The following is a 26,531-nucleotide window of genomic DNA, read 5'->3' as shown; positions in this document are numbered from 1 at the left end:
CGCCCGCCGATCCTACTGGGCCGTCCAGCCGCCGTCGATGACCAGTGCAGTGCCGGTGGCATAAGAGGCCCGGTCCGACGCCAGGAACACCACCGCGTCGGCAATCTCGCGCGGCTCCCCCAGCCGGCGCATCGGGGTCACCGCCTGCATCCGGCTGGCAAAGCGGTCACCGCCCAGCCGCTCGGCGATGGCGTCGGTCATCTCGGTGCGGACATAGCCCGGATGGACCGAATTCACCCGGATCGGATAGCCCAGATGGGCGCATTCCAGGGCCGCGCATTTGGTCAGCATATGCACGCCGGCCTTGGTGGCGTTATAGGCGCCGGTGATCGGCATGCCGATCATCGCCGCCACCGACGAGATGTTCACGATGGCACCGCCGGTCTGCTTCATCGCCAGGATCGCGTGCTTCACGCCCAGAAACACGCCGTCCAGATTGACAGCGCTGACCCGGCGCCATTCCTCAAGGCTGGTATCTTCCAGCCGGCACAGCGCCGGCAGCACGCCGGCATTGTTGACCACCACGCCGACAGCACCGAACCGCGCGCCGACCGCGTCGATCGCAGCCCGCCACGCGGCCTCGTCGGTCACGTCATGGGCGGTGAAGGCGACGCGGTCGTGATGCATTTCGCCCAGCCGGTCGGCCAGCAGCCGGCCGCGCGTGGCATCGATATCGGTCATCATGACCCGGGCGCCTTCGTCCAGCATCCGCTCGGCGCAGGCGGCACCAATGCCCGATGCCGCCCCGGTCAGCAGCACCACCCGGCCATCGAGCTGGCCCGGATGCAGGGCGCCGGTCACCGGTCATATCCCGTCAGCGCCATGGGTCCGTCCTCGCTTATGTCATCATCCCCGGCAGCGGCCGGCTGTGCGGCAGCGGTGCCGCGTCCCGCCGCCGGCCGCAGCACATAGCCCGCACGCGGGAAATGCACCATCACCTCACCCACCGTCGGATCGATGCGGCTGATCACGATCCTGGCCGCATCGGCCCGCACCAGAACCCCGGTCACCGGCGGCGTGACATAGCCCTCGGGCCGCACCGTCACCAGGCTGCCCGGCGCCGGCGCCGAACCGTCACAGCCCGGCATCAGCGGTTCGGGATAGGCGGCTGTTGCGATGTCGATCGCCACAGCCGCCGGCAGCTCGGTTCTGATGCCATGCCCCAACCGCGTCACCCGCCGCATCCAGGCCCGGATGCGCGGATAAAGGTCGAGTGCCGCACCGCAGCGGATCGGCAGCGCATCCAGGAACCACAGCCCGTGATACACTGACAGATCGGCCAGCGATGGTGCCGCCCCACCCAGCAGATAATCGCGACCATCGGACAGCATCTGGTCGATCAGGCGGATTTCGCCCAGCGCCTGCCCCAGACTATCGCGCGCCACCTGTTTCAGGCGCTCCGGCGAGGGTTCGGGCTTGCCGCGCAGGGCCGCCCGGTCGGCATTCAGGCCGGGTTCCGTCCGCTCGGCATTGATGCCGCTGACATAGCGCGCCAGGGGCCAGAACAGGTCGCGCTCGGCCCAGGCCTCGACCACTCCGGACAACCCCTGTTCGGCCAGATTGGCATGCAGCGGCGGTTCGGGAAAGCGGCGCTCGATCTCGCGGGCGATGATCCGGGTGTCGCAATAGATGTCGGCACCGATCTGCATAACCGGCGTGTGCCGATAGCCGCCGGTCAGCGGCAGCAGTTGCGGCTTGGGCATCACCGCCGGCACGATCACCGACCGCCATTCAAGCTGTTTCATCCCGAAGATCAGCCGGATCTTCTCGGAAAACGGCGAATAATCGTAATGGTGCAGGATGATGCCGGTCATGCCACGCCCTCCATGCTCTCCATTGCCCGGGCTTCGAGCAGCTTGCGTTGAACCTTGCCGCTGGTGCTGCGCGGGAAATCGTCGCGGGAGGCCACGAAGCGGATCTCGCGCGGGCATTTGTACCGCGCCAGATGCGCCCGGCAATGGGCGAACAAGTCATCCGGCGTCACCGCCGCCGCGCCATCGGCCAGGGCCACGAAGGCAACCGGCACCTCGCCCCATTGCCGGTCCGGGCGGCGCACCACCACCGCCTCGCCCACCCGTGGATGAGTCATCAGCACCCGTTCGATTTCCACCGGATAGATGTTCTCGGCCCCGGATTTGATCATGTATTTGGCGCGATCGACGAAATCGAGCCGGCCATCGGGGCGCTGCCGGAACAGGTCGCCCATATGGAACCAGCCACCGCGGAAATCGCGGGCATTGGCCTCCGGCGCGTTCCAATAGCCGCTGAACACGGTCGGGCCGCGCACCGCGATCTCGCCCGCCGCACCCGGGGCCACGTCGTGGTCGTCGGGACCGACCAGCCGCCACAGATGCAGGCCGTTCGGGGCTTTGGCCAGATCGGCTGGCCGCTCGCCGGGCGCGAAACGGGTGCCGGCCGCCGGCAGCATGCCGGTCTCGGTGGATCCGAAGCTGTTCCAATAGGGGGCGTTCAGGGCGCCCGACACGTCGGCCACCAGATCGGGCGGCAGCAGATCGGCCAGCGCGCCCACCATCCGGATCGGCGCCGGCCGCCAGCCGCCGGGCCGGGCCCGCCGGTCGCGGATCTCGGCCACCACCCGCTCGATCATGCCGGGGATCAGCACCAGCCACCATTGCGGTCGGGTTCCGGCCAGATCCACCAGACGCGGAATGTCGGCGCCGTCCACCACGGTGACGCAACCGCCGGTGCACAGCACATGCATGGCATGTTCGATCGACACCATGTGAAACATCGGCGCCCAGGCGACAAAGCCATCGCCGGATTGCAGGCCAAGTTCCCCCGTGCTCAGCGCCAGCCGCGCCAGTTCGGCGCGATGGCTGATCAGCGCGCCTTTGGGCAGACCGGTGGTGCCGCTGGTATACAGGATCAGCAGGCCGGCTTCCGGATCGAGCCCCTGTGCCGGATCATCGCTGTCCAGCGGCTCAGGGCTCTGATGGGTCAGTGCCGTTTCATAATCGCGCCCGAACACACGAACCCGGTCATCCGGAAGCAACCCCGCGGCGGCGGCGGCAAAGCGTTGCGATGCGATCAGCAGCGACGGTGCCACCAGCCCGACGCAATGGGCAAGCTCGCCCGCCGACAGCCGCCAGTTCAAGGCCGCCAGAATGACGCCGCTGCGCGCGGCGGCAAATGCGAGTTCCAGATATTCCGTCCGGTTTTCCGACAGCACAGCCACCCGGTCGCCGACGCCCAGCCCCGCCGCCCGCAGCAGCCGGGCGGTGCGGTTCACCCGCGCATCAAGGCCGGCATAATCCAGACCGCCGCCATCGCCGTCGATGGCCCGGCGCGCCGGATGGCGCGCGGCCATGGCAGCCAGCCAGTCGCCCAGCCCCGGCTGATCCGCCGGTTCCACGGTATCAGCCGGCCACCAGTTCACCGCCGGCCTCCCGCCCGTGGCGATGCCGGCGGCATCACGGATTGCCGTCAACGTATCAACATCACCTAAAGGTTGCGCATCCGGGCGCAGGAAGAGTGTCATGCCAGCTCTCCGTCCTTGAGGGGATGACGCGAAGACCGACCGAATACTAAGGTCTGCAGGTTGGCTTTGGATCACCCTGTGATGGCGTCCATAAAAATGAGTATGGACTCATATCTTTCTGGCTGGCAAGCCCGCGACGCAGCCGGCATGCTGTTCAGGCGGCGGAACACGGTATCGCAGTGTCGGCCCCCCGCACCCGAAACGCCGTCTCCACGGAGATCAAGCGCCATGCCCTATCGTCCGACAGAAGCCACCGAACGCCGCAAGGCGGAGCGTCGCAGCCTGATCTTGAAGGCTGCCCGCGAACAGATCGCGGCGGAAGGCTTTCGCGGCACCCGCGTCCGGCTGGTGGCGGCGCGGGCCGGCGTGTCCGAGGGCACGATCTATCGCTATTTTCCCAGCATGACGGCGCTGTTCACCGAATTGCTCCGAATGTCGGCCATGCGGGAGCTGGAGGTCGCCACCCGGGCCGCGACCGGCCCCGGGCCCGGGGCCGATCGACTGGCCGCCGCCGTGCGCATCCATCTCACCCGGGCGCTGAAACGGCCGCGCCTTGCCCATGCCCTGCTGGCCGAACCGGTGGCCCCGGACGTGGAGGCCGTACGCCTGGCCTGCCGCAAGGGCTTTCACGAGATGTTCGCGGACGTGATGGACCAGGCGATCGCCGGCGGCGAATACCACCCCTTCGATACCGCGATGGCCGCGGCCTGCATCACCGGCGCGATCGACGAGGCGATCATCTGGCCATTCGCGGCCGTGCCCGACGGCGCCGCCGACAATCCGCAGCGGATCGATTTCGTGGTCGGGTTCTGCATGGCCGGCATCGCCGCCTTCCGGCGCAATGCCGGCGTGATATCGCCGTTTCGCCGGGCATGACTGGAGACCGGCCTGATTGGAGACGCGCTGATTGGAGACGCGCTGATTGGAGACCGGCCTGATTGTAAAGCGGACCCGCGCCGGGGTATCGTCCAGGCCGATGGCCGGCGCATGGCCGGCCGCACCTCAGCCCCGACGCGGAGCCAGGATGCAGACCTTCCTCGACTACACCATCGCCGCCCTGCCCGATTATCTGGGCTTCCTTGCGACCATGGCCGGGCTGATCGCCGTGTTCACCGCCATCTATCAGGCGATCACGCCCTATCACGAGATCCGGCTGATCCGTGCCGGCAACCGTGCCGCGGCACTGTCGCTGTCCGGCACGATCATCGGCCTCGCCATCGCGCTGAACAGCGTCGCCGCCGGCGCCGTCTCGATCCTGGACATGGCGCTGTGGGGCGCCATCGCCTGCATCAGCCAATTGGTGGTGTTCCTGGTGGTGTCGCGCCTGCTGGGCGACCTGCGCGCCGGCATCGAAGGCGACCGCATGGGTTATGGCGTGCTGCTGGGCGGCGTGTCGATCGCCACCGGCATCGTCAATGCCGGCGCGCTCACCTATTGATCGCCCAGACTTAGCGATCGCCCAGGCTTAGCGATCGCCGGGTCTACAGATCCATGCCCGGCATCACCATGTTGACGCCAGGATCCGTTTTATCTTCTCCAATGCCATGAGGCTGCCCCCGATGCGACGCTCCCGCGCCGTCACCACCCTGCTGCTGGCCGGCACCGCCTTGACCCTTGCCGCCTGTGGCGAGGACAAGGAAGAGGTGAAGCTCTATGGCACCGCCCAGGCGTGCAGCGCCGAGCTGACGCCGGCCGACTGTGCCGCCGCCGAGGCCGAGGCATTGGCCGCCCACGCCGAAACCGCCCCGCGTTTCGAGGACATCGCCGCCTGCGAGGCCGATTTCGGCGAGGGCGGCTGCCAGCCGGTCCCGGCCGAACAGCAGCAGCAGCAGGCATCGTCTGGCGGCAGCATGTTCATGCCGGCGCTGGCCGGGTTCATGATGGGCCGGATGATGGGCAATATGGGTGGCTATCAGGGCCGGCCGGTCTATGTCGATCGCGGCGGCTATATGTACAGTGGCGCCGACCGCGTGGGTCAGGCGCGGCGCGAGGATGTCTTCCGCAACGGCCAGCGCGGCAACTGGGCGGGATCGGCCAATGTCGCGCGCAGCACCGTGACCAACCCGGTCAAGCCCGCCGGCACCGTGTCGCCCGCACGCCGCAGCGGCGGCTTCGGCGGCACCGGCGCGCGCGGCTTTTCAGTCGGCGGCTGACCCGAACGACGGTTGATCCCGGCGAACTTCAGGGCGGACAGACATCATGCAGCGCATAACCCACCCGCCCCGCCCCGATTGGGCGCGGCGCGTCGAGACCGAGCTTGGCTTCGTCTTCCATTCTCCCGATGGCACGGTCTATTGGGACGAAACCGCGCATTGGGCGTTTTCGGAAGCCCAGATCGACCAGATCGAGGACGCCGCCACCGCCTTCCATGCCCTGGCCCTGCGCGCCGCCGATCGGGCAGTGGAACAGGGCCGGATCGGCGAACTGGGCGTGCCCGGCTTCGCGGTCGCGGCGGTGGCCGAGAGCTGGCGGCGCTTCCGCGACGGCGACATGCTGGAGGCGCCGATCTATGGCCGGCTCGATCTGGCCTGGACCGGCGAGGGGCCGCCCGCCCTGCTTGAATACAATGCCGCCACGCCGACCAGCCTGTATGAAACCTCGGTCGTGCAATGGCACTGGCTGGAAGATGCCGGCCCGAGCATCCAGCCCGGCGCCGACCAGTTTAACCTGCTGCACGAGGCGCTGGTCGAGGCCTGGCGCGCCAGGGGCGACGCCCTGGCCGGGCGGCCGGTGCATTTCACGGCCGCCGACGTGGCCGAGGACATGGCGACCGCCGGCTATCTTCAGGCCATCGCCACCGAAGCCGGACTCGCGACCAAGCTGGTCGCCATCAACGACATCGAATTCGACGAGGCCGACCGCCGGTTCTTCGATCCCGACGGCACGCCGATCGAGGCGCTGTTCAGCCTGTATCCGCCGGAATGGATGCTGCGCGAGGATTGGGGTGCGCCGCTGATCGAGGCGATCGAGGCCGGCCGGCTGGTCCTGTTCGAGCCCTTGTGGAAGCAGATGCTGTCGAAGGGCATTCTGGCACTGATGCACGAGATTGCCCCGGATCATCCGGGTCTGCTGAAGGCCGCATTCCAGCCCACCGCCTTCGGCCCCGGCGAACAGGTGGTGGCCAAGCCCATGGCCGGGCGCGAGGGCGACGGCATCGAGATCGTGACGCTCGGGCCCGATGGCATGCCGCTGCCCGACAGTGTCGTGCGCCAGATCGGCGCCGGCCCGCGGATCGCCGGCGACGAGGGCTGGGTCTATCAGGCCTTCACGCCGCTGGCACCGGCTCCCGGTATCAACGGCGGCCCGGCCGGGCATGCAGTGCTGGGGGTGTGGGTGATCAGCGACAAGGCGGTCGCCCTTGGTATACGAGAGGATGCCGGCGCAATCACCGGCGTCGCCAGCCGCTTCGTGCCGCATCTGTTCACGCCGGCCGCCAAGGATTGACCGCCGGATCGGACGCGGCCACCGCGGTTCAGCGCTGAGGCTGTTCGCGCCTCAGCCGGACGTTCCACCACACGATCAGCGGCACCACCGCCGCCGTCGGCGCCAGCCATGCCGCCACCGACGGCAGGCCCAGCGCATCGCCATTGACCACCAGAACCGCGGTGACGGTCGCGATCAGCGCCCCCAGCATGCGCGACAGATGGCGGCCGATCCGGTCGGCATTGCTGCGGCCGCCTTCCAGCAGATCCTGGGCGGCAAGGGCCGCCCCCAGCAGGCCGAAGACCGGCATCACGATCCGGGCGGCACCATCGACGGCACCGGTCAGCCCCGCCGCCGCCATCACCAGCCCCACCCCCAGCATCAGCCCGGCGATCAGCCGGTCGGCCATGCCGGGCGCCGGTTTGCGCCGCCGCGCCGCCCGCCATCCTGCCGCCAGCAGATAAGAGGAAAAGGCCGCAACCGCCAGCAGGAAGGGCGAGAAGCGGATCAGGGCCAGGCCATAGGCGGCGATCAGCACCACCACCATCATGCGGCCGAACAGCCGGCCGATCCGACGATGGCGGTCATCGCCCTTGGCCAGCACCAGCAGCACCAGCCCGGCCCCCAGGGCGACCGCCCCGGCGGCGATGTGCGCCATCAGCAACAGGCTGAAAATCAATGCCGCTCTCCTCGCTCCCGCAGGCTTGCCGGAACCGGTGCAACCGGCCCATGGCGCATTATAAATGCGTCCGGTCAGCACCGGTTGTGCGGTGTGACACAGAAAAGCCACAGAAACAAGGAATGGATTGGCGGGCAGAGATAACAGGTCGCGGCGTCGGCCCGGCCGGCTGCCGGATCAGTTGCTCAGCGCTTCCTGACCGGTGGGCAGATCGGCGCGGGCGTCGGAGGTGGCGGCGCGGCGCAGCCGCATGATCCACAGCACGATCAGAGGCATAGTGACGATGGTCGGTGCGATCCAATGCGCCAGATTGGGCAGGGCCGTCGATGACAGCGGCTCATAGCGGACCAGCACCAGGGTGACGGTGGCGGCCAGTGCGCCGAGCATGCGGGCCATGTGACGGCCCACCCGCACCCGGCCGGGTTCCTCCAGCACGTCCTGCACCGCCAGCACCGCTCCGATCACGCCCAGCGCCGGCAGAATGATATTGGCCGCGACCGGCATCATGGCGGCAACCACCGGATCGGCCGAGCGGTCGACCATGCCGGTCAGGCTGGCCATCACCAGCAGCAGGCCGAAGCCGATGGCGACGCCTGAAAACATGCGGTCGGCAATGGCGGGCTCGGCGGAGCGGCGCTTGGCCGCCCGCCAGCCCGACACCAGCACATAGACCGAAAGCAAAGTCAGGATCATCAACACCAGCGACGGCTGGACGAATGCCATGGCCAGTGCCGCGCCCAGCGCCACCGCCATCGTCAGGGCGAACACACCGCCCATCGTCCGATGTCGCCGATCCTTGTGGTCCAGCAGTGCCAAGCCGAACGCGGCGAGCACGGCCAGGACAGCGGCGGCCGTGTGCGCGGCCAGCAGCCCGTCGAACATCATCCCGTCTCTCCCCGATGACCCAATTATGCCACGCGACCGTGATCCGTCATATGGGGCGGTTCAAACGCCGTCGCAAGCGTTCATAAACCGTTAACCATGACTTTTTATCGCACGGATTTTGTTGACATTTTAGCCTTCCGCAATCGCCATGCGGCCATGGTCCCACCATGTGGACATCAACGTGGCGCGGGCAAAAGGGTTCCTGGCTGCCGTGACATTCTTGCGGCAGAAACGACGCGCCCGCCGGGAACCGGGTCCAGGCGGGCGGTAATGCTTTGGACGATCAGATGAAAATCTGGACGCAGCCCGTACCCCCGCCGGATGGTCAGTCGGCGGGGCGCTCCAGATCGACCACGGCCAGGGCCGCGTCCTGACGGCGGGCCATGGCGTCGACATCGAAATCGTCGATCAGATCCCGGAACATGCGGTGCCAATTGATCTCGGCCTTCAGATGCATGAACACCGAGCCCAGCCCGATGGCGGCCCGGTCCATCAGCACGAATTCGCGCGGGGGCGTCACCCCGCCCAGACGCTTCAGCTCGGCATGAACCCGACCTGCGACCGCGCGGCCGGCCTGGCCGGCGCCGTCTTCCTCGATCCGCTGGACCTTGTCCTGCAACAGCGGCCGGTACAGGAAACCGGCCCAGGCGTTCAGCACCTCAAGCAGTGGCTTGTCGACCGTCTGGAACCCCCAGGCGCGATAGGCTTCGACCGCCAATTCGTCGTCCTTGCGGTCCAGCGCGTGATAGAGGTCGATCACGCCCTTCACGAAAGCCGGACGAAACACGCGGATGCAGCCGAAATCGAGCAGGTTCACCCGGTGATCATCGGGCCGCACCGAATAATTGCCCAGATGCGGATCGCCATGAATGACGCCATAGTCATAGAAGGGCACATACCACGCCCGGAACATGTTCATGGCGATATGGTCGCGCACCGCCTGATCGGCGCCCTGAAACGACATCAGCCGCTGACCATCCAGCCACGACATGGTCAACAGCCGCCGGGTCGACAGCTCGGGCAGCCAATCCGGCACCACCACCCCCGGCTCGTCGCGCAGCATATGGGCATAGAGCCGCATCTGCCGGCCCTCGCGGCCGTAATCCAGCTCCTCCCGCAGCCGCGCCGACAGTTCGGCATGGATCTGGTCGGGATTGATCGCCCGGTCATAGCGGCGATAAATGCCGAAGATCAGCTTCAACTGCCTGAGATCGGCCTCCACCGCCGACGACATGTCGGGGTATTGCAATTTGCAGGCAAGCGGCCGGCCGTCATGGGTCGCGGCCTTGTGCACCTGCCCCAGTGATGCCGCCGCCGCCGCCTCGCGGCTGAAGGCACCGAAGCGGCCGCGCCAGTCCGGCCCCAACTCGGTGGCCATGCGGCGCTTGACGAACAGCCAGCCCATCGACGGCGCGTCGGCCTGCAACTGAGCCAGTTCCTCGGCATATTCCCGGGGCAGCGCGTCGGGAATGGTCGACAGGATCTGCGCCGCCTTCATCAGCGGCCCCTTCAGACCGCCCAGGGCCGCGCGCAGATCCTCGGCATGGCGCCCGCGATCCATCGGCAGGCCCAGCAGGCGTTCCCCCGCCAGCCGGGCGGCCAGCCCGCCCACGCCGGTGCCGACGCGGGCATAGCGGCGGATGCGGCCGCCCAGCCGGTCGTTCTCGGCATAGGCGGTGTCATCGCCGACGGCGGTCGATCGCGAGGCCAGCGCGTCACCTCCATCCGCATCGCGGACAGCGTCGGCATCGGCATCGGCAGGCGTGCGGGCTTCGGTGGTCATCATCGGCTCCCTGGACCGGATCGGGGGCGGTCCCGGCGCGCGGCTACAGACCGGCGGCGGCGACCTCCTCCTCCAGCCGGTCGATATAGCCCTCGATCAACGCCAGTCCACGGCTCCAGAACGCCGGATCGCCCGCATCCAGCCCGAAGGGGGCCAGCAGCTCACGATGGCCCTTGGCGCCACCGGTGGCCAGCAGCGTGCGATATTTGGCGGCGAAATCCGGATCGCCCTGTTCATGCACCGCATACAGCGCATGAACCAGGCATTCCCCGAAGGCATAGGCATAGACATAGAAGGGCGTGTGGAAGAAGTGGGGGATATAGGCCCACCAATTGCGATAGTCATCGCTGAAGGTGAAGGCCGGCCCCAGGCTCTCGGTCTGAACCTCGAACCACAGGCGCCCCAGAACGTCAGGGGTCAACTCCCCCTCGCGCCGCGCATCATGCACCTTCATCTCAAAGGTCGCAAAGGCGATCTGGCGCACCACGGTGTTGATGATGTCCTCGATCTTCGAGGCCAGCATCAGGCGGCGACGCTCAGGGTCGGTCTCGGCATCCAGCAGGGCACGGAAGGTCAGCATTTCGCCGAAGACCGAGGCGGTCTCGGCCAGGGTCAGCGGCGTATCGGCCAGGAACAGGCCCTGATCCGCCGCCAGTGTCTGATGCACGCCGTGGCCCAGTTCATGGGCCAGCGTCATCACATCGCGGGCCTTGCCCTGATAATTCATCAGCACGTAAGGATGCGCGCTGGGCACCGTGGGGTGCGAGAAGGCGCCACCGGCCTTGCCCGGCGCCACCGGCGCATCGATCCAGTTCTCGGTGAAGAACCGGCCGGCGATATCGGCCATCTCGGGCATGAAGCCGCCGAAGGCGCCCAGTACGATGTCCTGCGCCCGGCTCCACGGAATATGGGCATCGCTGTCCTGGGGATAGGCGGCGTTGCGGTCCCAGAAATTCATCGTCTCGACGCCGAGCAGCCGGGCTTTCAAGGCGTAATAGCGATGCGATATCCGGGGATAGGCCTCGCGCACCGCCTTGATCAGCGCATCGACCACCTCGTCCTCGACCTGGTTCGACAGATTGCGCGACGAGATCGGCCGGCCGAAGCCGCGCCAGCGGTCCTCGACCTCCTTGTCCTTCACCACCGTGTTGTAGATCAGGGTCAGCATCGGCACCCGGTCGGCCAGCCCGGCGGAGAAGGCCGCCGCGGCCTTGCGCCGGCGCTCAGGGTCGCGATCGCTCAGCCGCGACAGCACGGCATCGGATGTCAGCTCCTCGCCATCGATCGTGAAGCGGGCGGCGGCCCAGCTTTCGTCGAACAGCCGCACCCAGGCAGCCCGGCCCGACACCGATTTCTCAAGCAGCAGCTTTTCCAGCCGGTCTTCAAGCTGATGGGGCCGGAAGGCCCGCTGCTGATCGGCCCAGGGGCGATAGCGCGCCAGCCGCGGCTCTGCCGCATAGCCAGCCTCAAGCAGTGCCTCGTCCAGCCGATTGAACTCCAGAGTGAAGAACAGCAGCAGGCTGGAAATCTCGGTCAGCCGTTCCGATATGGTCTGATAACGGCGCCCCGCCTCGGCCTGATCCAGCCGGGTGACATGCATCAGCCCGATATACGAGCCGACCCGACCCATCAGCTCTTCCAGCCGCTCGAAGGCCTCGATCGCGTCGGCGAGCCCTGCCGGCGTCAGCGCAGCCAGTTTGCCTTCATACCGGGCGGCAAAGGCCTGGGCATCGCTGCGCGCCCGTGCGACGTCGGCGTCCAGCGCCGGATCCTCGGGGCTGGCATAAAGATCGTCGAGGCGCCAGCGCGGCAGGTCGCCGAACGTGGCGCGGGCGGGCTCGTGGCCATCAGGCATGGGTGCGCAGCTCCTGTTCGTTCAGGCGGCCAAACGCCACCTGATCGGTTATCCTTGGCCGGGACCACGCATCGTGCCCCGTCCGGACCCTGAATATAGTTGGCCGTCGATCGCCCACCAACCCGGTGTCACCGGGGTTTCGGGCTTATCATGCGGCTTTCGGGCGTATCATGGATAATTCGCGCCCGCCCCACCGATATCCGGCCTTATCCATCCATCGGCCCCGCGCCGTCCATCGGCCCCGACCCGTCCATCGGCCCCGACCCGTCCATCGGCCCCGACCCGTCCATCGGCCCCGACCCATCCGTCAACCATGGACAGGACCGGGTGCGGCGGATCGCCGTTCAGGCGTTAAGCAACTTGGTAAATGGACGCGATACGCTTATCTGATTAAATATGCGATCTCACGCGGGCGGCCGGTTGGCGGCCACCCTGCAAACGGCATGTCAGCGGCCCATTCATATGAACCCCACCATCCTGATCGTCGATGACGACCCTGCCCAGCGGCGCCTGCTGGAGGCGACCATCGGCCGCTTCGGCTATCGTCCGCGCCCTGTGGGCAGCGGCGAGGAAGCGGTGCGGCTGCTGATGCCGGGGCGGGAGCGGGTCGATGCCGTGCTGCTGGATCTGACCATGCCCGGCCTGTCGGGCATCGACGTGCTCAATCAGGTACGCCCGATCCGGCCGCATCTGCCTATACTGGTCTTCACCGCCCATGGCGGCATCGATGTGGCGGTGCAGGCCATGCGGGCCGGTGCCACCGATTTCATGGTCAAACCGGTTTCGGCCGACCGGCTTCAGATCGCCATCCGCCAGGCACTGCGGCCGGGTGTCGCCGATGATCTGGACGGCCCGGCGCCAAGGCGTGGCCGGCCGATGCCGGTCACCGAGATTCTGGGCGACAGCCGGGCGATCCGCGCGGTGCTGGGCCTGGTCGACCGCGCGGCCAATTCCACCATCCCGATCCTGATCGAAGGCGAGAGCGGTGTCGGCAAGGAGCTGATCGCCCGCGCGATCCATGCGCGCAGCGATCGGACCCACGGGCCCCTGGTGACGGTGAATTGCGGCGCGATCCCTGAAAATCTGGTTGAAACCCTGTTGTTCGGCCACGAGAAGGGCGCCTTCACCGGTGCGAGCGAACGCCATATCGGCAAGTTCCAGGAAGCGTCGGGCGGCACTTTGTTTCTGGATGAGATCGGCGAGTTGCGCCCCGACCTTCAGGTCAAGCTGCTGCGCGCCCTGCAGGCCGGCGAGGTCGACCCGGTGGGCAGCAAGCAGCCGGTGCCGATCGACATCCGGCTGATTTCGGCCACCAATCGCAATCTGTGGGATCTGGTCCAGACCGGCCAGTTCCGAGATGACCTGTATTACCGGCTGAACGTCTTCCCGATCTATGTCCCGCCGCTGCGCGAGCGACGCGACGACATTCTGGTACTGGCGCAGCATTTCATCCAGCGGTTCGAAGCCGCTGAAGGCAAGCGGATCGAAGGCGTGACCGAAGAGGCCGAACGCCTGCTGACCACCTATCACTGGCCCGGCAATGTCCGGCAGCTGGAGAACGCGATCTTTCGCGCCGTGGTGCTGTCGGACGGCGAATGGCTGGATGTCGAGCACTTCCCGCAGGTCGCCCAGGCCGCCTATCGCGCCAATGGCTTCGGCGACACCGCCCTGCCCAGCGATTATGGTGCGAGCCCCGCGCAGGTGGCCGCGGCCGCCGCCGCGACCGGCGGCCCCATGGGCAGCCACCTGCCATCCACGACCGCCGGCATCGGTGCCGGCGCCATCGGGGCGGTGCCGGGCGGGATCGCTGCGGCGGCCGGTATGACCTATGGCGGCGGCGGCAGGCCATTGCTCGCGGCCGGCGCCGGCGGGCAGGCGGCTGTCGCCGCATCGCCGATGCAGGCCGGCGGCTTTGCCCAGGCGCCGGCCCTGCCGCTGGCGCCGGGCCAGCCGATCCCCCTGGCCCGGTTACGCGACGAGGACGCCGAGGCGCCGGTGCGTGCCTTCGACGACGCCGGCCATATCCGCTCGCTGGAAGAGATCGAGGCCGATGTCATCCGCATCGCCCTGCGCCAGTATCGCGGCCGGGTGAGCGAGATGGCCCGGCGGCTCGGCATCGGCCGATCCACCCTCTATCGCAAGCTGCGCGAGCTGGGTCTGGACGGCACTGATTGAGGTGGGATCGGGTGCGGTTCCGCATTCTGGTCCAGGGGCGATGCAGCCGGACCAGGAGACGGTCGGTGAGAATACAACGCGGGCGGGTGTGAACCCGCCGGTTGCGATCATCGACAGCCCAAGCGTCAAAACCACGGAATCCGGTGGCCCGCGCGGCGACGATGCCGCAAAGAAGATCAAGGGCCGGAAGCGTCGGCCTCCGCCGGCTTTTGAAGACGGCCCTGCCAGTCCAGCCTGAGTGCGTTCTGCTGACGCCAGATGCCGCTATTGGTAATTTATTATCAAAGTCAGCATCGTCTTCAGAATTATTTTCTAGAAAATCGCCCTCGGTGAGATGTCTTTTCCGCACCTGACAAGGTCATTGCGGCACAGCTTTCATTCGTCGTATAACCGGGCAGATAGGTCACTAATGCTGACCTATTTTCGATCCATCGACAGCCCGGTCGACCAGGATCGACAAGACGAGCCCGGCCCGCCGCATCGACTGCGGTGAAGGCGGGGCCATGACCAGGGATCCCGCCCGCGGCGGGAACAATGTCGTGTGGAGACGCCGAGATGACGCTGCCCGAATTGTCGCTGGACGATCAGTACACCGTCGATCACGGACGGATCTTCCTGACCGGAACCCAGGCGCTGGTGCGGCTGCCGCTGATGCAGCGCCAGCGCGATCTGGCTGCCGGCCTCGACACGGCCGGCTTCATCTCGGGCTATCGCGGTTCGCCGCTGGGTGGCCTGGACCAGCAGCTATGGAAGGCGCGCAAGCATCTTCAGAAGCACCATGTGGTGTTCAATCCCGGCATCAACGAAGACCTGGCGATGACCTCGGTCTGGGGCAGCCAGCAGGCCAATATGGACAACCTCGCCCGGCCGGAGCATGCCAGCCTCGCCAGATATGACGGCGTTTTCGGCATGTGGTACGGCAAGGGCCCCGGCGTCGATCGGTCCGGCGACGTGATGAAGCACGGCAACATGGCCGGCTCGTCGCGCCATGGCGGCGTGCTGCTGCTGGCCGGCGACGACCATGGCGCCAAATCCTCCACCCTGCCCCATCAGGCCGAATACACCTTCATGGACTGCCTGATCCCGGTGCTGAACCCGTCGGGGGTGCAGGAGATCCTTGATTACGGCCTGATCGGCTGGGCCCTGTCGCGGTTCTCGGGCGCCTGGGTCGGCATGAAGACCATCGCCGACACCGTCGACAGCTCGGCCTCGGTCTCGGTTGCACCGGACCGGGTGACGATCGTCCTGCCCGATTTCGACTTTCCGGCCGATGGCGTGAACATCCGCTGGCCGGATGCGCCGATGGATCAGGAATACCGCCATCACCGTTACCGGCTGTATGCGGCACTGGCCTTCGCGCGCGCCAACCGGCTGGACCGCGTGGTGCTCGACAGCCCCCGCGCCCGCTTCGGCATCGTCACCACCGGCAAGAGCTATCTGGACGTGATGCAGGCACTGGAAGAGCTGGGCATCGACGAGCGGCTTGCCGCCGAGATCGGCATCCGGCTCTATAAGGTCGGCATGTCCTGGCCACTTGAACGCGAGGGTGCCCGTGCCTTCGCCGAGGGGCTGGACGAGGTTCTGGTGGTCGAGGAGAAGCGTGCGGTCATCGAGAACCAGTTCAAGGAACAGCTTTACGACTGGAAGGATGAGGTTCGCCCCCGGGTCGTCGGCAAGTTCGACGAGCAGGGCAACTGGATTCTGCCATCGGCCGGGGAACTGCGCCCCAGCCGGATCGCCCGGGTGATCGGCGAGCGGCTGGCCCGCTTCTATACCAATGAACGCATCCAGAGCCGTCTCGACCATCTGCGCCGGCTGGAAGACGCGGTGCCGTCGCAGGCGGCGATCGAGCGCAAGCCGACCTATTGTTCAGGCTGCCCGCACAACACCTCGACCGTGGTGCCGGAAGGCAGCCGGGCGCTTGGCGGCATCGGCTGCCATTACATGGCGACCTGGATCATGCCGCGCACCGAGACCTACACCCAGATGGGCGCCGAAGGCACAAGCTGGATCGGTCAGGCGCCGTTCACGACGGAAAAGCACGTCTTCCAGAATCTGGGCGACGGCACCTATTTCCATTCGGGCGTGCTGGCCATCCGCGCCGCCATCGCCGCCAAGGTGAACATCACCTACAAGATCCTGTTCAACGACGCGGTGGCCATGACCGGCGGCCAGCCGATCGACGGGTCGTTGACCATTCAGCAGATGGCACACGAACTGGTCCAGGAAGGCGTGACGAAGCTGGTGGTGGTGACCGACGACACCAGCGCCTATGCCGGCCGCAACGGCCTGCCCCACGGCACCGATGTCTATGACCGCGGCGCGCTGGACGAGGTGCAGCGGATGATGCGCGAGGTGGATGGCTGTTCGATCATCATCTACCAGCAGACCTGTGCCACGGAGAAGCGCCGCCGGCGCAAGCGCGGCCTGATGGACGACCCCGACCGACGGGTGTTCATCAACGATCTGGTCTGCGAGGGCTGCGGCGATTGTTCGGCCAAGAGCCACTGCGTGTCGGTTCAGCCGCTTGAGACCGAATATGGCCGCAAGCGCCAGATCGATCAGTCGAGCTGCAACAAGGATTATTCCTGCGTCGAGGGCTTCTGCCCCAGCTTCGTGACGGTGCAGGGCGCCAGCATCCGCAAGCCCAGGGCCCGCGACGCCGGACGCACGCCTTTCGAGACCCTGCCGCATCCGGTTCTGCCGACGGTGGGGGCCGATCCCTACAGCATCCTCGTCGCCGGTATCGGCGGCACCGGGGTGGTGACGATCGGCGCGCTGATCGGCGTGGCGGCCCATCTTGAAGGCAAAGGTGTCGGGGTTCTGGACATGACCGGCATGGCCCAGAAGGGCGGCGGGGTGTTCACCCATCTGCGCATCGCGAAAACGCCTGAAGACATCCATTCGATCCGCATCGCCACCGGCGGTGCCGACCTGATGATCGCCGCCGATCTGGTGGTGGGCGCGCGGCCCGACGCCCTGGTCCTGCTGGACCCGGCGCGCAGCACGGTGCTGATCAACGATCATGAGCTGATCACCGCGGGCTTCATCTCGAACCCGGATCTGCGCTTCCCCGGCCAGGATCTGCGCGACGCCTATCGCCGCACCGCCGGCGCCGGCAATGTCGATCTGGTGGCCGCCACCCGCATCGCCACCACCCTGCTTGGCGACAGCATCGCCACCAACCTGTTCCTGCTGGGCTATGCCTGGCAGAAGGGTCTGGTGCCGCTGGAAGAAGCATCGATCCTCAGCGCGATCGAGATCAACGGGGTCGCCGTCACGCTCAATCAGGATGCCTTCATGTGGGGCCGGCGCGCCGCCCACGACCTGCAGGCCGTGCAGACCATCGTCGAGCGCAACCGCCCGGTGGTCGAGACCGAACGGCTGTCGGAAACCCTGGATGAGGTGATCGCGCGGCGCGTCGATTTCCTGACCGGCTATCAGAATGCCGCCTGGGCCGCGCGCTATCGCCAGACCGTCGAACAGGTCCGGGCCGCCGAGGCCGCACGCACGCCCGGCCGCATTGCATTGACCGATGCGGTCGCCCGGTCGCTGTTCAAGCTGATGGCCTATAAGGACGAATACGAGGTCGCCCGTCTGTACACCGATGGCCGGTTCCTGGAAAAGCTGAACCGCCAGTTCGAGGGCGACGTCAAGCTGACCTTCCATCTGGCACCGCCGATGATCGCCCCGCGCGATCCGCGGACCGGGCGGATGCGCAAGATGCGGTTCGGCGGCGCCACCATGCGGCTGTTCAAGCTGATGGCAAGGCTGAAGGGCCTGCGCGGCACCCCCTTCGACATCTTCGGCTATACCGCCGAACGGCGGGCCGAACGCCGGCTGATCGACGATTATCGCCAGACCGTCGACCGGCTGATCAACGGCCTGACCCCTGCAACCCATGCCAGGGCTGTCGAGATCGCCCGCCTGGCGATGGACATCCGCGGCTTCGGCCATGTGAAGGACGAGGCTCTGACACGCACCCGGCTGAAGGAACAGCGCCTGCTGGCGGCTTATGACGGCCCGGCGCCGGCAGCGGTGGCGGCGGAGTAGCCGCCGCCCGACGTTGCAGGCCGCAGTCTTCCGCGTGGTCGCCGGGTAACAGGCGGCGGCCCGTATACCTTATTCGGCAAAGCGGCCGCCTGCCATGGATGTGAGATCGGGCGCAGATGCAACCGATACGACGAGAACAACGTGTTATAGTTTTATCACATAGGAGAATAAACCCGCTTAACGGGTATCATCCGCCATCAACGCAACGCCGCATCGCAATGGCGATGGTTTGTCGTCATAATGATCCCGACGGTCGGCAGGCCGCCAGCACTGACCCGTCGGCATCAGAGGACATGACGGCAGACCATGGAGCTGCAGACGGAACGGCCGGGCGAAAAGGCATCTGTGACGGTGGCGGCGCGCATGGGTGCCGCCCAGCTGGACAGCCTGTACCAGGCCGCCCGGATCGGAATCCTGATCGAGCCGCTGGTGTCCATCTGCTTAGCGGTGCTGATCTGGCCCGCTGCGGCTCAACAGCAGATCGCGCTGTGGCTGGTGGCGGTCAACTGCCTGGTGGGCCTGCGCTTCGCCGCCATTCAGCGCGATGTGCGCGATGTCGGTCCGGGTGGCGACACCGACAGCCGCGCGCTGCCGATCATGATGATCATCGCGGTCAGCGGGGTCATCTGGGGTCTGGCCCCCCTGGTGCTGCCGACCAATGCCGCCTCCATCGACATGGCGAAGGTGCTGTGTGCCACCGCCGCCATCGGGGTTGCCGGCACGGTGATGATGTCGTGTCATCTGACAGCGGCACTGATCTGGCTGGGCGTTACATCAGGCGCCCTGCTCACCGGCCTGCTGGTGGCCGGCCGGCTCGACCTGCAACTGGCCCTGACCATCCTGGTCGCCTGCGGCGCCCTGGCGGTTGGCGCGCGTCATCTGTCGCGCCTGCTCGATGACGGTCTGCGGCTGCGTTTCGAACTGGCCGATGCGGTCAAGGCGGCACAGGCCGCCAACATCGCCAAATCCGACTTCCTGGCGAATACCAGCCACGAACTGCGCACGCCGTTGAACGCGATCATCGGCTTTTCGGAGATCCTGATGAACGACAGGCCGCGCGGTGATGCCCAGATCGAGGAACAGATGGAATTCGCGCGGTTGATCAATGAAAGCGGGGTCCATCTGCTCGATATCGTCAACGACATCCTGGATCTGTCGAAGATCGAAGCCGGCGCCTACAACCTCGACGAAAGCGTGTTCACGCTCGACAGCGTCGTGCGGACCACCACCAACCTGATGCGCGGTCAGGCCGACAAGGCCGGGTTGCGGCTGGTGAGCGATCTGGCGCCGGATCTGCCGGCGATCCGCGGCGATCAGCGCGCCATGAAGCAGATTCTGCTGAACCTGTTGTCCAACGCGGTCAAGTTCACGCCGATCGGCGGCAGCGTGACGGTTCAGGCCGGTGCGGCCGACGATGGCGGGCTGCTGATCGCGGTGGTGGATACCGGTATCGGCATTGCGCCCGAAGACATCACCCGCGCCATGGAGGCATTCGGCCAGGTCGACAGCGCCCTGAACCGCCGCTATGCCGGCACCGGGCTGGGCCTGCCGCTGGTCCGCTCGCTGATCGAGATGCATGGTGGGCGCTTTCAGCTGGTCAGCCGGGTGAATGAGGGCACGCGTGCGGAAATTCTGTGGCCCCCGGCCCGGGTGGTGGGCAGCGGCCGGCGCGGCGGCCCGCATTCCGGCGTTCAGGATCTGGGCGGCGGACGTCTTGGCGGCGGGCGGGGTGGCGACGGCCGCCGCCCGACCGGCAGCCTGCCGACGGGCCCGAGCGCGGTGATGGGCTGAACAATGCCGGGAAGCAGCACCTATCGGGCCGATCAACCGGCACGCGATCCCGCACGGATGCCGGCCGGCCAGCCGATACCGCCCGGTCCGCATGGCCCGGCCCAGCCGGGCAGCCTGCGGGGCATCATCCTCAACGGCTTTCAGCACATCGAGCCGAATATCGTCGCGGTGTCCATCGCCGGCGCGGTGATGATGCCGGCCTATTGGATGGTGTGGACCTTCCTGTTTCCGCAGGCCTACGAGAACCTGCCGATGCGGCTGGCGGGCTCGGCCTTGTGTCTGAGCCTGGTCTTCCGCCGCCGCTGGCCCGGCCGTCTGCAGGCGGCGACGCCGGTGGTCTGGCTGCTGATGCTGGGCTATTGCCTGCCCTTTTTCTTCACCTTCATGACGGTGATGAACGGCGGGTCCGTGATCTGGCAGATGTCGACGCTGACCGCCCTGTTCCTTCTGGTGCTGCTGGTCGACTGGTTCAGCCTGATCATTCTGTTCATCCTGGGCACCAGCCTTGGCATCCTGGCAGCCCTGATCACCGGACCGCCCAGCCATGACATGGCGATCTATGCCGAATATGCGCCAATTCTGGCCTTCGGCCTGCTGGGCGGCGCCATCTTCAACTACAACGCCGCCAACAGCCGGGCGGTGCGTGAACGCGCCCTGGCCGAAAGCGGCCGCACCGCCGGCCGCATGGTGCAGACACCGCTGATGAGCATCCGCACCTCGGCCCGGTCGCTTGAAACCTATCTGCCGGGGCTGGTGCGCAGCCACCGTATCGCCCGCGCGCAGGGCGTGCCGGTCGAAAGCTTCGATGACGCGCATCTGGAAGCCCTGCTCCACGTGCCGGCGCGGATCGACGAGGATTGCGCCGATGTCGCCCGCAGGCTGCAGGCCCTGGGCAATCCGGCCGATATCCGGCGGCGTCAGGGCTGATCCCGGACCACCAGCGTCGGGGCCACCAGCGTCGGGGCCACCAGCGTCGGGGCCACCAGCGTCGGGGCCGGGCGTAAACGCCCGGTCCCCGGTCTGACCCGCATGATGGCGCGTGATGCGCATCAGGCCGCCGCCTGTTCCAGCCGCAGATCGCGCACCAGCAAGTCGCGGCACTGGCCCACGGCGTTGATCACCCGGTCCAGCTCGGCATGGGTCAGGCCGCTGTTGACGGTCAACCGCACCAGCGAACGGCCCTTGGGCGTTGCCGGGGCGCAGAACACCGCACCGAAGATGCCGTGATCCTCCAACCGGTCGCGCAACTGCGCCGTGCCGGGTTCGAACCCGCCGATCAGCGAGATGATCGGCGCCGGGCTGTTACCGACATCGATGCCCACATCCCTGAGACCCGACCGCAGATAAGCCGTGTTCGCGAACAGCCGCGCCCGGCGATGGTCGTCGCCGCGCACCGCGTCGAGCGTGGCATGGAAGCCCGCGATTTCATGCGGCAGCACCGTGGAGCTGAAGATCGCGGGGCGCGAGGTATAGCGGAAATATTCCAGTGTCCGCGTCGTCCCGGCCACGATGCCACCGCGCCCGACCATGGCCTTCGACAGGCTGAAGGTACGAAAATGCACCCGGTGTTCCAGGCCCATCGCCGGCACAAGACCGGCGCCGCCGGGCCCGAACACGCCAACGCCATGGCTTTCATCCACCACCAGCGTGCAGCCGGTCTGCTCGGCCAGATCGCACAGCTTGTCGAGCGGGCACAGATCGCCGCTGGTGCTGTAGACCGAATCGACCAGGATCACACCCGGGCCGTTCTTGGCGATCAGGCTGGCCAGATGGGTCATGTTGTTGTGGCGGAACGGCCGCGGCCTGGCGCCGGCGCTGTGAATGCCCTGCCACAGCGAGGCATGGCCATACAGATCCACATAGACCGGCGTCTCGGCGTCGGCGATCGCCTGGATCAGCCCGTCATTGGCGGCCCAGCCCGACTGGCACAGCGACACCGCCTCTGCCCCCAGGAATGCTGCCATCTCGCGCTCATATCGGCTCTGGGCATCCAGGAACTGCACGAACACGCCCGACATGAAGGTCTCGGTCTTCACGTCATCCAGTGCCGCGCGCAGTGCGCCGATGATCCTGCCGTCATCGGCGAGCGACAGATAATCATTATTGGCCAACATGATGGAACCTGCCTGCGGGGCGCGGCCGACCGTGACATGATGGTCGGGATACTCAGCCTTCCACTCGGCGATCCGCCGGGTCAGCCCCGGCAGTTCGGCCGCAAGCCCGCCAAGGCTGCGGGGCTGGGCGGCGGCAAAGGGCTGCGGGCCCGCGAGGTTGCGGTGCATGCTGTCGATGGCGGAAGCGCGGACGGCGGCGATCTCGTTGGTGAGCATGTGTCATCTCCTGGAAGTCATGTCCGTCATCGGACAAGTGCTGGCGCCGGTCTGGCGCCGTTTCGGGTGATACGGGGAGCGATCTGGCATACCGGAACACTTTCAAGCTGCCCTCGATAGTGCAGATCAGCCCCTAAGCTACATGGGGACACAAGAGGATCTAATCATGAACTGAAACTTAACGATGATATTGATCACATGTCATTCATCTTTTAGCGGTGAAATTGGCACGCATATGGTGCATGACACGCAATGGTCATGACGCATGTCAGCGTTTATATACACAACTTATAGATGTGTAGCCGGTGCCACCTCCATCGCGCAGCGCAGGGCCGGCACGGTGGGGCACCCGATGACGATGTGATGACGGGAACGTGATCGGCAGCGATGGGGGGTTGATTGGCGCCGAACAGCCGACCGTCCTATCGTCGTCTTACGGCAGCGGAGAGGGAGCCCGGCCGACAGGCCCCGGGCATTCGCAATGCCGATCCAGATCAGGGAGATGACGACATGACCACCCGCGCCACGAATACCGCCATCGCATCCGCCATCGCCGGCGCCATGTCACTGGCCGCCATCGCGCTGTCCGCCCCCGCCGTGGCGGCCGATACCGAGAAGTGCTATGGCATTTCCAAGGCCGGCGAGAACGACTGCGCCAACAAGGCCGGCACCCATTCCTGCGCCGGCATGTCCAAGGCCAATTTCGACGGCGGCGACTGGAAGGCCGTCGCCAAGGGCACCTGCCTTGAGATGGGCGGCATGCTGGAGGCCTTCTAGGGCATGAACCCCAAGAAGGGCTGATCGCCCGGACGCGTTGCTTGACCTCGACTCCGCGGCATGTGCGCGGATATGCCGACGCCATCGTGGAGGTGCCGCCAGATGCCGGTCCAGCTTCGATCCGCTCACCCGCGCCGGGATATGCCATCCCGGCCGGGTGCCACCACCCTGCCCCGCAAGGCCGGGATCGGCCTCAGAACGCCGCACCTCCACCGGTTGCTCGACACAGACGGCATGGCCTCCAACTCCGCAATGCCACCTTGGGTTGAGGTGCACGCCGAAAACTACATGAGCGCCCGCCCCGGCGCGGCACCTCATCCACGGGCTCGCCATCTGGAACAGATCAGGGCGCTGATGCCGGTATCGCTGCATGGCGTCGGCCTGTCGCTGGGCTCGGCCGGTGGGATCGATCACGATCATCTGCGCCGTCTGGCAGATCTGGTCGACCGGATCGAGCCGGCGGCAGTGTCGGAGCATGCCTCATGGTGCAGAACCGCCGAGGGCTGGGTCGACGACCTGCTGCCGGTACCGATGACCATGGCCGGGCTCGCGGTGCTGGCCTGTAATATCAGCCGGGCGCAGGATGTGCTGAAGCGCCCGCTGCTGATCGAAAACCCGTCGAGCTATATGCCGCTGGCCCACGACATGGACGAACCGGCCTTTCTGGCCGAACTGGTGCGCCGCACCGGCTGCGGCCTGCTTCTGGACGTCAACAACATTCAGGTCAGCGCCGTCAACCTTGGCGCCGATGCTGCTGCCTGGCTGGACGCGATGCCGTTCACGGCGGTGGGCGAGATCCATATCGCCGGTCATGCCGTCGATGCCGATCCCGCTGACCCATCCGGCCCGCCTCTGTTAATCGACGATCATGGCCATCCGGTATCGGACCCGGTCTGGGATCTGCTCGACCGCGCGCTTGGCCGCACCGGGCCGGTGCCGGTTCTGCTGGAACGCGACACCAACCTGCCGGAATTCGAGGTGCTGATGGCCGAAGCCGCCCGTGCCGGTCGCGCCATCGACGCCGCATGCGGCACGCATCAGATCATCGAGGCCGCGTCATGACCGAAAGTGTCGCCGCGCTTCAGCGGTTCCAGAACCAGATCGCGGCCATTGCCTGGGGGCGTCGACCAATCGATCCATCCGCCCTGCGGCCGTGGATGGCACCCGATGCGCCCGACAGGCTGATCGCCCGCCGGCTGGCCGTGCACCGGCGAAACGCGCTGGGCGCGGCTGTCCAGTCGCTGGAGGCCGCCTTTCCGGTGGTCGCACGGATGGTCGGCATGGATTGCTTCGCCGCCGTGGCGGCACGGCATCTGCGGCATCAGCCACCATCGACGCCGCAATTATCGCGATGGGGCGCTGATTTCGCCGCCGATCTGGCGGCAGATCCCGATCTGGCTGCATGGCCGGCCGTGGCCGAGACCGCGCGGCTTGAATGGGCGCGGGTGGCGGTGTGGTTCGCGGTCGACGCCGACCATTTCACGCCGGGGGCAACGATCCCCGATCGTCTGGCCGCCCATCCGGCGGCGCGGGTGATCGACAGCCCCTGCCCGATCCTGTCGCTGTGGCAGGCCCATCAGCCCGGGGCCAGCCTCACCATCCGTCAGGCGGCGGATGCCGGCCCGGAAACCGTGCTGGTGGTTCGCCGCGATGACCGCATCGGCCTGCATCCACTGCCACCGGGTGCCGTTCATCTGTTCAATGCCCTGAAGTCCGCCGACGGAGCGGTCGTTCTGGCCGAGGCCGCGCGCCGGGCGCTCACCGCCGATCCGGCGCTCGATCTGGCCACGGCGCTGGGCCTGCTGGTCGCCCACGGCGCCTTGACCGCGGTGGCGATGCCTCAGGATCGCTGACCTCTTCATCAGTCAAAGGAGCCACAGCATGTCCTCAGCCCTGTCCACGGCCAAGGCCACGCTGCCGCGACGCCTGCTCATCCGTTATCTCTCATTGCCGGGCGCCGGCAACGGTCTGCTGATCGGCGCGGCGCTGCTGGCCCTGCGGCTGTGGCTGGCGCGGCCGTTCTTTCAGGCCGGCATGCTGCGGGTCGAGCACTGGCCAAGCCAGACCTTCCTCTTCGGCGACATCCATCCCCTGCCCGGCCTCGATCCGCTGTTCGCCGCCATCGTCACCACGGGCGCCGAACTGACCCTGCCAGTCCTGCTGGCGCTGGGCCTGTTCGCCCGCCCGGCGGCGCTTGGACTGGCGGTGATGGCCGCCATGATCTATCTGGTCGTCGGTCAGACCCCGCAGGGCATGGAGAACGGCATCGCCGTCGCCTCTGAACAACTGCCCTGGATTGCGGCCGGCCTGATCATCACCATCGCCGGCGCCGGCCGCCTGTCGCTGGACCGGCTTCTCGCCCGCGGATATGGCCGTTGAGGGGGTATCCCGGCCGGCCGACGATGCAAAAACGGGCGCCCGGCATCTGCGGGCGCCCGTTTCACGTTGACTTGAATCCGGTCGCGGCCGTCAACCCAGCGGCATGCCAAGCGCACGCTTGTACAGCTCAAGCAATTCATCCTGCTCGGCCACGTCATGCGGCTCCATCTTGCGGATCTTCAGGATCTGGCGCATGACCTTGGTGTCGAAGCCATTACCCTTCGCTTCGGCGAAAATCTCGCGGATATTGGCGGCAATTCCCGCCTTCTCTTCTTCCAGCCGCTCGATCCGATCGATATACGAGCGCAGGACGTCGCCCGCGATGCCGCCGACCTCGGTCATGGATCGTATCCCCGTCTCTTGATGTCACGCGACGCATCGTCGGCGCCCCATGCCGCCAGGGCGTCGGGCCACCGGCACATCGGGCGCCACCGACCACCCACCCTGGATGGCCTTGGGCGCCAAGGGCGGCAAGATAGCCGCTGGCGACCGCCGGTGCAACGCTGTCGCTCACGCCTTGTCAGGCGCCTTGGCCGCAAAGGCCGCCTGCTGTTCGGGGGTCGCCTCGGTCTGGTGCAGCGCCTTCCAGTCTGCATAAGGCATGCCATAGATCCGTTCGCGGGCCGCGTCCTTGCTGATCTGCTGGCCGCGTTCGGCCGCGGCGTCGGCATACCAGTTCGACAGGCAGTTGCGGCAGAACCCGGCCAGATTCATCAGGTCGATGTTCTGCACCTCGGGCCGGTCGCGCAGATGCTGGACCAGGCGACGGAAGGCCGCGGCTTCAAGTTCGGTCTGGTTGGTCTGGTCGGTCATGACGCTTGTCCTTCACACTGTCTGTAGGTTCGGCATCGGTGGCGCCGGCATTGGCCGGGCACACATGTCGTTGATCCGCATGTCCAGGG

At 67.0% G+C, this 26,531-nt stretch carries 22 protein-coding genes and 1 pseudogene; 13 read left to right on the top strand and 10 right to left on the bottom strand.

Features of this window, described 5'->3' with window-relative positions; translation table 11 throughout:
* Positions 1-12: 12 nt before the first annotated feature.
* From IEW15_RS00315 to IEW15_RS00305, 3 genes are read right to left on the bottom strand one after another with little or no spacing between them, the layout of a single operon-like run.
* Positions 13-801 carry a glucose 1-dehydrogenase gene (locus IEW15_RS00315; RefSeq protein WP_229707711.1) on the bottom strand — a complete coding sequence of 263 codons (789 nt, stop codon included), beginning with the start codon at positions 799-801 and terminating at the stop codon, positions 13-15.
* Positions 798-1,814 carry a glutathione S-transferase family protein gene (locus IEW15_RS00310; protein ID WP_188573958.1) on the bottom strand — a complete coding sequence of 339 codons (1,017 nt, stop codon included), beginning with the start codon at positions 1,812-1,814 and terminating at the stop codon, positions 798-800. The genes IEW15_RS00315 and IEW15_RS00310 overlap by 4 nt, the downstream gene beginning before the upstream one ends.
* Positions 1,811-3,448 carry a class I adenylate-forming enzyme family protein gene (locus tag IEW15_RS00305; RefSeq protein WP_229707710.1) on the bottom strand — a complete coding sequence of 546 codons (1,638 nt, stop codon included), beginning with the start codon at positions 3,446-3,448 and terminating at the stop codon, positions 1,811-1,813. Before IEW15_RS00305 ends, IEW15_RS00310 begins: the two co-directional genes overlap by 4 nt.
* A gap of 279 nt (positions 3,449-3,727) precedes the next feature.
* On the opposite strand from IEW15_RS00305, the gene IEW15_RS00300 reads away from it, so the two are divergent.
* The 4 genes from IEW15_RS00300 (at position 3,728) to IEW15_RS00285 (ending at position 6,943) form a co-directional block, all read left to right on the top strand.
* Complete coding sequence (locus IEW15_RS00300; RefSeq protein ID WP_188573956.1) at positions 3,728-4,375, top strand: TetR/AcrR family transcriptional regulator; 648 nt, start codon at positions 3,728-3,730, stop codon at positions 4,373-4,375.
* A 148-nt stretch (positions 4,376-4,523) separates the two neighbouring features.
* On the top strand, positions 4,524-4,937 hold the full coding sequence (locus IEW15_RS00295) for a DUF350 domain-containing protein (RefSeq protein WP_188573955.1): 414 nt from the start codon (positions 4,524-4,526) through the stop codon (positions 4,935-4,937).
* Positions 4,938-5,058: 121 nt separating this feature from the next.
* Positions 5,059-5,652 (top strand): DUF1190 domain-containing protein, encoded by a 594-nt coding sequence (locus IEW15_RS00290; protein ID WP_188573954.1) that lies wholly within the window; start codon positions 5,059-5,061, stop codon positions 5,650-5,652.
* A gap of 46 nt (positions 5,653-5,698) precedes the next feature.
* Positions 5,699-6,943, top strand: coding sequence for a glutathionylspermidine synthase family protein (locus IEW15_RS00285; RefSeq protein ID WP_188573953.1), 1,245 nt, complete (start codon positions 5,699-5,701; stop codon positions 6,941-6,943).
* Positions 6,944-6,971: 28 nt separating this feature from the next.
* Here IEW15_RS00285 and IEW15_RS00280 read toward each other — a convergent pair whose 3' ends face one another.
* From IEW15_RS00280 to IEW15_RS00265, 4 genes are all read right to left on the bottom strand, one after another.
* The gene (locus tag IEW15_RS00280) at positions 6,972-7,601 is read right to left on the bottom strand and encodes a hypothetical protein (RefSeq protein ID WP_188573952.1); all 630 of its coding nucleotides are present in this window, start codon (positions 7,599-7,601) and stop codon (positions 6,972-6,974) included.
* A 177-nt stretch (positions 7,602-7,778) separates the two neighbouring features.
* The gene (locus IEW15_RS00275; RefSeq protein ID WP_188573951.1) at positions 7,779-8,486 is read right to left on the bottom strand and encodes a hypothetical protein; all 708 of its coding nucleotides are present in this window, start codon (positions 8,484-8,486) and stop codon (positions 7,779-7,781) included.
* Between the two features lie 325 nt (positions 8,487-8,811).
* A complete protein-coding gene (locus IEW15_RS00270) occupies positions 8,812-10,269 on the bottom strand; it encodes an ABC1 kinase family protein (protein ID WP_188573950.1) in 1,458 nt (485 codons plus the stop codon).
* Between the two features lie 43 nt (positions 10,270-10,312).
* Positions 10,313-12,124 (bottom strand): M3 family oligoendopeptidase, encoded by a 1,812-nt coding sequence (locus tag IEW15_RS00265; RefSeq protein ID WP_188573949.1) that lies wholly within the window; start codon positions 12,122-12,124, stop codon positions 10,313-10,315.
* Positions 12,125-12,586: 462 nt separating this feature from the next.
* Between IEW15_RS00265 and IEW15_RS00260 the strand changes: the two genes are divergently transcribed.
* The 5 genes and pseudogenes from IEW15_RS00260 (at position 12,587) to IEW15_RS00240 (ending at position 21,070) form a co-directional block, all read left to right on the top strand.
* A complete protein-coding gene (locus tag IEW15_RS00260; RefSeq protein ID WP_229707709.1) occupies positions 12,587-14,299 on the top strand; it encodes a sigma-54-dependent transcriptional regulator in 1,713 nt (570 codons plus the stop codon).
* A gap of 103 nt (positions 14,300-14,402) precedes the next feature.
* Positions 14,403-14,492: pseudogene (locus IEW15_RS00255) on the top strand (IS5/IS1182 family transposase); the annotation flags it as partial.
* Positions 14,493-14,854: 362 nt separating this feature from the next.
* Positions 14,855-18,352, top strand: coding sequence for an indolepyruvate ferredoxin oxidoreductase family protein (locus tag IEW15_RS00250; RefSeq protein WP_188573947.1), 3,498 nt, complete (start codon positions 14,855-14,857; stop codon positions 18,350-18,352).
* A gap of 306 nt (positions 18,353-18,658) precedes the next feature.
* Complete coding sequence (locus IEW15_RS00245; RefSeq protein ID WP_188573946.1) at positions 18,659-20,143, top strand: sensor histidine kinase; 1,485 nt, start codon at positions 18,659-18,661, stop codon at positions 20,141-20,143.
* Between the two features lie 3 nt (positions 20,144-20,146).
* Positions 20,147-21,070, top strand: a complete 924-nt coding sequence (locus IEW15_RS00240) for a CAI-1 autoinducer sensor kinase/phosphatase cqsS (protein WP_188573945.1) — start codon at positions 20,147-20,149, stop codon at positions 21,068-21,070.
* A gap of 122 nt (positions 21,071-21,192) precedes the next feature.
* On the opposite strand, the gene cqsA is transcribed toward IEW15_RS00240, so the two are convergent.
* Positions 21,193-22,473, bottom strand: coding sequence for an alpha-hydroxyketone-type quorum-sensing autoinducer synthase (gene cqsA, locus IEW15_RS00235; RefSeq protein WP_188573944.1), 1,281 nt, complete (start codon positions 22,471-22,473; stop codon positions 21,193-21,195).
* A 510-nt stretch (positions 22,474-22,983) separates the two neighbouring features.
* Between cqsA and IEW15_RS00230 the strand changes: the two genes are divergently transcribed.
* The 4 genes from IEW15_RS00230 (at position 22,984) to IEW15_RS00215 (ending at position 25,629) form a co-directional block, all read left to right on the top strand.
* On the top strand, positions 22,984-23,250 hold the full coding sequence (locus IEW15_RS00230; protein WP_188573943.1) for a BufA1 family periplasmic bufferin-type metallophore: 267 nt from the start codon (positions 22,984-22,986) through the stop codon (positions 23,248-23,250).
* A 102-nt stretch (positions 23,251-23,352) separates the two neighbouring features.
* Positions 23,353-24,312, top strand: a complete 960-nt coding sequence (gene bufB, locus IEW15_RS00225; RefSeq protein WP_322111471.1) for an MNIO family bufferin maturase — start codon at positions 23,353-23,355, stop codon at positions 24,310-24,312.
* On the top strand, positions 24,309-25,103 hold the full coding sequence (locus tag IEW15_RS00220; protein WP_188573942.1) for an HvfC/BufC N-terminal domain-containing protein: 795 nt from the start codon (positions 24,309-24,311) through the stop codon (positions 25,101-25,103). The genes bufB and IEW15_RS00220 overlap by 4 nt, the downstream gene beginning before the upstream one ends.
* 28 nt (positions 25,104-25,131) lie before the next feature.
* Entirely contained in the window at positions 25,132-25,629 is a 498-nt protein-coding gene (locus tag IEW15_RS00215) for a DoxX family protein (RefSeq protein WP_188573941.1), read from the top strand.
* Positions 25,630-25,719: 90 nt separating this feature from the next.
* Here the strand turns inward: IEW15_RS00215 and IEW15_RS00210 are convergent, their stop codons facing one another.
* Both IEW15_RS00210 and IEW15_RS00205 read right to left on the bottom strand, forming a co-directional pair.
* Positions 25,720-25,971, bottom strand: a complete 252-nt coding sequence (locus IEW15_RS00210; RefSeq protein ID WP_188573940.1) for a DUF2312 domain-containing protein — start codon at positions 25,969-25,971, stop codon at positions 25,720-25,722.
* Positions 25,972-26,139: 168 nt separating this feature from the next.
* Complete coding sequence (locus IEW15_RS00205) at positions 26,140-26,442, bottom strand: DUF1244 domain-containing protein (protein ID WP_188573939.1); 303 nt, start codon at positions 26,440-26,442, stop codon at positions 26,140-26,142.
* Positions 26,443-26,531: the final 89 nt, after the last annotated feature.

It is taken from the genome of Tistrella bauzanensis, from assembly GCF_014636235.1.
Lineage (GTDB): Bacteria > Pseudomonadota > Alphaproteobacteria > Tistrellales > Tistrellaceae > Tistrella > Tistrella bauzanensis.
The sequence above is the reverse complement of the archived record's forward strand: the minus strand, read 5'-3'. Positions and strand labels throughout refer to the sequence as shown.